The following is a 7019-nucleotide window of genomic DNA, read 5'->3' as shown; positions in this document are numbered from 1 at the left end:
CCGTACCGCGTTGGCGGCGGTTAGTCGAACGCCAACCGGGGCCAAACGCCGAATGGCTAATTGTTGTCATGCGGTGTACGACTAAATCAACCGTCCGCTAGGTGTCAGACTTGCGAGCCATCCGTTCGGACAGCGTTCGGAAGACGACGAAGAACGTTGGGACGAGTAGCAGCGCGAAGATGGTGGCGGCAATCATGCCACCAACAACCGCGGTTCCAACGGCTTGGCGACTGGCGGCACCGGCACCGGTCGCGACCAGGAGCGGTAAGAAACCAAGGATCGACGAAAACGCCGTCATCAGGATGGCTCGGAATCGAAGTTTGGCCGCCGTGGTTGCTGCATCGCGAGTTGATTTTCCCTCGGCGCGTTGTTCGCTGGCGAACTCCACAATCAGAATCGCATTCTTACTAGCCAAAGCGACCAGCAGCACAATCCCGATCTGAGTGTAGGTGTTGTTGTCGCTTCCACGCAGCGTCAACGACAAGGCAACACCGAGAGCGGCCAGAGGCACGACCGCGATGACCGCAGCGGGGCTGGTCCAACTTTCGTACTGTGCCGCGAGAACCAGGAACACGAACAAGATTGCCAGGCCGAAGATCAGGTATTGACCACCGGAGGCTTGTTTCTCTTGGAAGGACATCCCCGTCCATTCATAGGAGAATGAAGCGGGCAAGGTTTGATCGGCGGTTTGTTCCATTAACTCAAGTGCGGTTCCGGAGCTGACGCCCGGTGCTGCGGAACCGTTGACCGCGGCGCTGGGGTACATGTTGTATCGTCGTACAACGTCTGGTCCAAAGTCATCTCGCACCGTCACGATTGATCCGAGTGGGACCATGTTGCCGTTGCTGTCGCGCACATCGAGTTGCGTGATGTCCGAGGCGGATCGTCGAAACGGTGCTTCGGCTTGCGCGCGGACTTGATACGAACGGTTGTTGAGCGTGAAGTCGTTGATGTAGGACGAACCCAGCGACGCTTGCAAGGTAGCGAACACACTGCTCAGCGGAATGTTCATCGTCTTCGCTTTTTCTCGGTCGACATCCACATAGAGCTGAGGAACGGTGGCTCGGAAGGAACTGTTCAGTGCTGCCAAGCTGGATTGAGTGGAGGCGTTGGCGACGAGTTCCTCCGTCGCGTTTTGCAACGGAAGGTAGCCATTGCTGCCGCGGTCCTGGACCTCCATTTGAAATCCGCCGGCCGTTCCCAATCCATCGATTGGTGGTGGAGCAAACGTGAACAGGATGGCACGTTGTTCCGACGCGAATTGTTTTTGCAGGTATTGCTGGATCGCGGTGACGCTTTCGGTTTTTGCATCGCGGTCTTCCCATGGTTTCAGGACCAGAACCGAGAACCCGACGTTGGGGCCACCACTTCCTCCGAGCAACGAGTAGCCGGTGACGGACAGCCAACCTCTGACTCCAGGGGTTTGTTCGAAGACTTGGTCCAAGTTTTTAACCACTTCATCGGTGCGTTCTTTGCTGGCTGCGTCAGGCAATTGAATGTTGACGAATAACACGCCTTGGTCTTCGTCTGGAACAAATCCGGTGGGCAACTGGGTGAGGATCCAGCCCGTCGCCATGACCAAGGCAATGGAAGCAATCGAAACAATCAACGTCAAACGGACCAGTCTCGCTACAGTGGCACCGTAGACGGCTGTGGTTCGATCAAAGGCTTGGTTGAACAGTCGGAATCCGATGAACTTTGTTTCGGTCGGTGGCCGAAGGAAGATCGCACACAGGGCGGGGCTGAGCGTCAACGCGTTGATCGTGCTGATGATCACCGAGGCTGAGATCGTCAATGCAAACTGACGAAACAATTCACCGGTGATGCCCGGCATGAATGCACACGGCACAAAGACGGCCAGCAACACGAGGGTCGTGGCGATCACGGGACCGGTGATCTCGGACATGGCTTTGACGGCGGCATCGCGGCTGGACAATCCATCGGCGATGTGTCGCGAGACGTTTTCGACGACCACGATGGCATCATCGACCACGATTCCAATGGCGAGCACGATGCCGAACAAGGACAACATGTTCAGGGAGAACCCGATGCCAGCCATGATGGCGAACGTGCCGATCAAGGACACCGGAATCGCAGCGACCGGAACGACCGTCGCTCGCCAGTCTTGCAGGAAGATGAAGATGACGAGCACGACCAACGCGATTGCCATCGCGAGCGTCTTGTAGACTTCGGTGATGGAGGCGGTGACGAATTCGGTCGCGTCGTAAGCGACTTGGTATTCCACGTCATCCGGCCAGTTGGCCGCCGAAGACAATTCTTCCATTTTGATCCGGATCGCTTCTGCGGTTTCCAGAGCGTTGGCGCCGGGCAACTGGTAAATCGCGAGTGTCGCGGCGGCATCGCCGGTGAACGAACTGGAGTAGGTGTAGGCCTCGGCACCAAGTTCAATTCGAGCGAGATCGCCCAGACGCAGCACCTCGCCGTTGTCGCCTGTGCGAACGATGATGTTTTCGAATTGTTCGACGCTCGAGAAGCGACCTTGCGTGTTGACTGAGAACTGGAACGCGGTGCCAGAATCAGCGGGCGGAGCACCAATTTGTCCCGCCGCGACTTGGACGTTTTGTTCGGAGATTGCCGAAACCACGTCCTCGGTCGTCAACCCACGCTGCTTCAACAAACGCGGGTCCAACCAGACTCGCATGCTGTAATCGCCATCGCCAAATGACTGAACGTCACCGACACCTTTGATGCGACTGATTTCGTCTCGAACATCCAGCGAGAAGTTGCTCAGAAACAATCCGTCGTGAGTTCCACCGGGCGATGTCAACGCGATGAACTGAAGCGTTTGTGTGGAACGCTTCTTGGTCGTGATGCCTTGTTGCCGAACTTCTTGAGGTAGGCTGGCTTCCGCACTGCCGACCAAGTTCTGGACCAGCACCGAAGCGATGTCCAAGTCCATTCCCAATTCGAAAGTGACCGTCAGGGTGTACAGGCCTTCGTTGGTGCTGGTCGATGACATGTAGATCATGCCTTCGACGCCATTGACCGATTGCTCGATGGGAGCGGCAACGGTTTCGGCGACCGTTCGAGCGTTGGCACCGGGATAGACCGCGGTCACTTGGACCGTCGGCGGCGTGATCGGTGGGAACTTCTCGATCGGAAGTCCAAAGAACGAGACCGCTCCGGCGATCACGATCACGATGGAAATCACCGTGGCAAAGATCGGGCGGTAGATGAAAAACTTTGACATGGTTCAGTCCGCGGTGGATGAATCGGAGGCGGGTTCATCGTTGGTCGGATTGACCGTCGGTGCTGTTTCAGAATTGGATTCTGGTTCGGCGGATTCATCGTTGGGCCCAACCGCTGCTCGCAACATAGGGCTGTCTTTCGTGGACAATTCCGTTGGCTTGGGTGTGACGGTGCTGCCTGGTCGAGCACGTTGCAGCCCGTCCAACACAAACGTGTCTGTGGCGGTGAGGCCTTCTTTGATCAGTGCCCAGCCATCGAGTGTTTGACCGATGGAGACCTTGCGTTGTTCGATTTGGTTTTCGGGACCGACCAACATCACATACGATCCCGTTTGATTGCGGACGATGGCTCGCTCAGGAATCAAAATGGCATTCGGAATTTCGCGAACGGGCAAACGGATGATCACAAACATGCCTGGCAGCAGTTTGCCGTCTTGGTTGTCGAAGTCGGCTCGCAAGCCGAACGTACCGGTCTTTTGATCGATACCTCGTTGATCGACGTAGTCCAGTTTTCCTGACAACCATTGGTCGGTGTCACCGTCGCGTTGCAGATAGACAGGGATCTTGGACCAGTCCTCGGGTGAGTCTGCCGGTTCGTCGGTTTCCGGACGGGCTTCGACGAGTTCCAGCAATTTTCGATCACTGATGCTGAAGTTGGCGAAGATTTTTCTTTGGTCGACCACCGTCGCCAGCGTGCTGCCGACTTGAACGAGGTTGCCGAGTTTGATTTCAGTTTTGGAAACGCGGCCTTCGATCGGGGCACGAACCACGGTGTACTTCAGGTCCAATTCCGCTTGCGCCAGTTGAGCTTGAGCTTGAAGCAGCTTGGCTTTGTCGGCTTCGATATTGGCTTCGGCCGCCTTTTGCTGGGCCAACGCTGAATCACGACTTGCCAATGCCGCATCCAGAGTCGCTTGGGATCCCGCATTGGATGCTTCCAGGCGTCGTTCACGCTTCAAGTCGTTCTCGGCCTTTTGTACTTCGGCCAATGCCGCGGCCAATGCCGCTTCGCTCACCTGGATGCTTGCTTTGGAAGCCTCCACCGATGCTGCGGCGGCATTGCGGTTGGCTTCATAGGTGTCGGGTTCGATCCGATAGAGTTCTTGGTCGACGCTTACGAGTTGCCCTGGTTCAAAGGAAAGCTTCTCGACGAAGCCTCCAACACGGGCACGAATGTCCGCCTGTTCCACCGCTTCGGTTTCGCCGTTTTCTTCGATGAAAATGGTGAGACTTTGTTGAACGGGACTTGCCGTTGTCACCTCCGGAGGCGGAGGAGCTTGGTATTCGTTGGAGGCAGGTGTGCAACCGAACGTCGCGAGCAAGCACAGGGCCAATGCGTTTAACGCGTTAGCGATGCAGGTATGCCGCCTCGGTTCCGCAAGCGTTGGACAAAGGCGGGCAAGTAGGAGTTTGTTCATGCGTCAAAAGGGGACAGCGTGATGAACCTTGGCAATGGAAAGTCCTGACGTGAGTCATCAACTTCCGGATGAAAATAGAAACCTTGCGAATCGAAGTGATCGACTCAGTGACGGGATCCGCGTAGCATCCTACACCAAGCGGATTGAACGTCCTACGCAGCAATTCCGAAGCGGGACAATCTGAACCAGGAATTCCTACTTCTTCCAATCCGTGGCACGCTTTCCTTGATCCATTGATTCGCTGGCATGACCCTCCCACTCAAACTTGAATCGCATCGATGGTTGAGAGAACCTCGGCATGGCGAACTGTTGCTGGCTCTGGTTGCCTTGATCTTTATTCAATCATGCTTGTCCGCGGAGAATGTGGTCCATCGAGTAGTCATCAATGGATTCTTCTTTGTGGTCGTGCTTTCGGCGATTCGTTCGTTTTCCGGTTCCACCAAGCGGATGTGGGCGACTTTGTTGGTGGGAGTTTTGGCCTATGCGACTGCTTGGGCCAACGAAATCACCGGAATAATGAGTTTGGCAATCGCTAGCGATGTCTGTTTTGCACTGGTCTTTTTTGCTCTCATCCACGCGGTCGGCGTAAACGTCTTTTGCGAAGGTCCGATCGACGCCAACCGAATCATCGGTGCCGTGTCGATCTACTTTCTGCTGGGGTTGCTGTGGGCGTTTCTCTATACGTTGGTCGAACTCATCGAACCGGGGGCATTTTCGTTTCCGGTGGTCGAATCGGATTCGCCGCAGAACACTCGCTTGATTAGTGAATTCATCTACTTCAGCAACGTGACGCTAACAACGCTTGGTTATGGCGACGTTGTGCCGCTGTCTCGGCCCGCCAAAATGATGGCTGTCATGCAAGCGATGATTGGGCAACTGTACGTGGCGATCGTGATCGCACGCATGGTCGGAATGCAGGTGTCTCAGCGCCGCGAAAACGCGGAAGAGTGATTGCCCTTCCGCAAAGCATCGAACATGCGTTGCGAGTTTGAGATTCAGCTTGGTTGGTCGAGCGTGTTGTCTGATTTGAACTGAGTCGTCAGCACATACATTGTCCCGCCAACCATGAATGTGATTCCGGTCGCAATCAATTGCTTCGGATCGTTGAGCGTCATGATGGCGGCGGAAAGGATCGTTGCGGCGACATAAAAAGCCGGGGCGACCAGCCAATGTTTGGGTGCGGCTTTCGGATGATTGCGGATGGATGGCAAGAAGAGGCAACACACCGAGCAAGCCGCAGACAGCGACAACGTGAGTCCGAGATAGGACAACAATCCTTGCAAGTCGGAAATCAAGACAAGCGTGATGGCCACCATCATTTGGACCACCGTCGCGGCAAAGGGAGCTTCGCCTCGGAACCGCATCCAAGCCGGCAGCATGCCATCGTCGGCCATTTTTGCGTACACACGTGGTGCCGCCATCATCATGCTGAGGACAGACGTCAGCAAACACAACGCGATCGTCCAGCGAACAAAGTGAGCGAAACCATTGCCACCCAGACTGGCGGCCGCGATTGCCGCCACATCCGGCTTGCCAACGATGCTGGCAGCGGAGGGTGCAAACACAAAGACGGCGTTGAGGCATAAATACAGCAACGTCGTCGCGATCGTGCCGAAGACCAATGCTCGAGGCACCACACGTGTCGCGTCAATGACCTCATCGGCGACGTAAACCGCTGCGTTGAAACCTGAATAGCTCAGCGAGATCCAAACCAGACTTCCAGCGAAGGCAATCCACCGCGACCATGAGGTGGTTTCAGCAGTCATTTGCACTTCAGAATCGCGGATGATCAAATCGCCACCGAACCACTGGTAGACCGCGAAGAGAAGGATCGTTGCCAGCAGAATCAGTTTGACACTGACGGCGATGTTTTGTGTGGTGGCACCAACCCGAGGATGCAAACCATGGAAGAAGCCCGCCAGGACGATTGCCATGATGGTCACGATGCCGGCGGGCATCCATTCGGGACGCAAATGTTCTGGCAATAGATAGCCTTCCAATGCCGTGGCCGCGAAAGCGATCGCGCCTGAGAAACCCGCGATTAGCGAAACCCATCCAGCGACGTATCCGAGCAAGGGGTGCGCGGCTCGCGAAAGGAACAGGTACTCGCCGCCCGACTGTGGCATGACTCGGATCAGCATGGCGTAGCTGATCGCACCCGCGACGGCGATCACACCGCCGGCCAACCAGGCCCATAGGACTAGTTGGGGAGAACCCAGATCGGCCAGCGAATACCCAGATGTCGTGAAAACGCCAGCGCCGATCATGTTGGCGATGACGAGAAACGCGAGGGTCCAGAATCCGTATTTGCCGCTCAAACGACTGCTTTCGAGATGATATTCCGAGCTTGATTCGGTGCCGGCAGAAGCAGGGAAACGGATCGTTCGTGGCC

4 protein-coding genes are annotated in these 7019 nt (G+C 56.0%); 1 reads left to right on the top strand and 3 read right to left on the bottom strand.

What is annotated here, in order from left to right; translation table 11 throughout:
• Positions 1 to 97 precede the first annotated feature (97 nt).
• Together B2R17_RS09015 and B2R17_RS09010 are read right to left on the bottom strand one after the other, a co-directional pair.
• Positions 98 to 3211, bottom strand: a complete 3114-nt coding sequence (locus tag B2R17_RS09015) for an efflux RND transporter permease subunit (protein WP_286763727.1) — start codon at positions 3209 to 3211, stop codon at positions 98 to 100.
• Between the two features lie 3 nt (positions 3212 to 3214).
• Positions 3215 to 4627: an efflux RND transporter periplasmic adaptor subunit gene (locus B2R17_RS09010; RefSeq protein ID WP_286763726.1), complete on the bottom strand. Its 1413-nt coding sequence runs from the start codon at positions 4625 to 4627 to the stop codon at positions 3215 to 3217.
• 246 nt (positions 4628 to 4873) lie between these two features.
• Between B2R17_RS09010 and B2R17_RS09005 the strand changes: the two genes are divergently transcribed.
• On the top strand, positions 4874 to 5578 hold the full coding sequence (locus tag B2R17_RS09005) for a potassium channel family protein (protein WP_286763725.1): 705 nt from the start codon (positions 4874 to 4876) through the stop codon (positions 5576 to 5578).
• A gap of 44 nt (positions 5579 to 5622) precedes the next feature.
• On the opposite strand, the gene B2R17_RS09000 is transcribed toward B2R17_RS09005, so the two are convergent.
• Entirely contained in the window at positions 5623 to 6945 is a 1323-nt protein-coding gene (locus tag B2R17_RS09000) for an APC family permease (RefSeq protein ID WP_286763724.1), read from the bottom strand.
• Positions 6946 to 7019: the final 74 nt, after the last annotated feature.

The organism is Rhodopirellula sp. UBA1907, assembly GCF_002337565.1.
GTDB lineage: Bacteria > Planctomycetota > Planctomycetia > Pirellulales > Pirellulaceae > Rhodopirellula > Rhodopirellula europaea.
This window is presented reverse-complemented; position numbering and strand designations above follow the sequence as displayed.

Excerpts from the sequence above, each read along its gene's own strand:
- B2R17_RS09015 (WP_286763727.1), bottom strand. The coding sequence starts at position 3,211 with ATGTCAAAGTTTTTCATCTACCGCCCGATCTTTGCCACGGTGATTTCC.
- B2R17_RS09010 (WP_286763726.1), bottom strand. The coding sequence starts at position 4,627 with ATGAACAAACTCCTACTTGCCCGCCTTTGTCCAACGCTTGCGGAACCG.
- B2R17_RS09005 (WP_286763725.1), top strand. The coding sequence starts at position 4,874 with ATGACCCTCCCACTCAAACTTGAATCGCATCGATGGTTGAGAGAACCT.